This window comes from Pseudomonas sp. YuFO20 (assembly GCF_035064975.1).
Taxonomy (GTDB): Bacteria; Pseudomonadota; Gammaproteobacteria; order Pseudomonadales; family Pseudomonadaceae; genus Aquipseudomonas; species Aquipseudomonas putida_AE.
Window position 1 is genome coordinate 1 of sequence record NZ_JAXDEO010000146.1, and the last position, 821, is coordinate 821.

Here is an 821-nt window from a genome sequence, read left to right on the forward strand (position 1 = left end):
GTAGGGGCGGTCGGGGTCGCCCTGTTCGAAGGCGATGGCCACTTCGGTGCCGCAGATCAGCGGCAGGTGCAGGCCATGGGTGTCGCCGGCGTAGGGGCGTGCCTGGCGGAGCCACATGCTTTCCTGGCCGAGCTTCCAGGGGTCGCGATCGAACAGGAAGTTGACCTTGTAGCGGCCTTCGAGGTCGATTTCGGCGTAGGGATCGTTGGCTTTGCCGCTGGTGACGCGTGCCGGCAGGGTGCCGGCGACGATCGGTTTGGGCGGTACCGGCGGGCGGAAGCAGACCATTTCCGCGTAGGGAATCGCCTCGAAATGCACTTCGATGCTGCGGTCGCGGGCGGCGCGGGTGTGCAGGCCGGTGATCACCGCGCCGGGGGTAAAGGCCTGGGGCGCGTCGGCAATTTTCAGCACCTGGCCCGGCGCCAGGGTGGCGCTGCTGCTGGCGCCGCTGAGGTGGGTCTGATCGTTGAGGTAGCGTTCGTGGCGCAGGCGCGCGTAGAAAAAACCGCTTTCGCTTTGCAGGTCTTCGTCCTGGTCGAGGCGATCGCCGAGCACGCGATAGGGTTCGGCGTAGTGGTAGGCCTCGCCGTAGGTGGTGGTCGTGGTGGCGCGGGTCTGGTCGACTTCGCCATCGAGCCGGGCCCGGGCATCGCGGTGGTGATAGGCGCGGAAGTTGATGGATTTCTCCACCACCTGGTGACAGGTTTGCAGGCCCCACACGCCGTCCTCGCCGCTGGCGAAACCGGCCGGTGCACGCAACGGCAGCTTTACGCCGAACTGGTAGTGGCGCTGGTCGTCGTGGAATTCGACGACGTCGATCT

Annotated in this window: 1 protein-coding gene; it reads right to left on the minus strand. The window is 66.6% G+C overall.

Annotated features, from left to right (window positions below; all coding sequences use genetic code 11):
• A partial coding sequence (gene vgrG, locus SOP85_RS30985; RefSeq protein ID WP_323629403.1) for a type VI secretion system tip protein VgrG occupies window positions 1-821 on the minus strand: 821 nt, incomplete at both ends.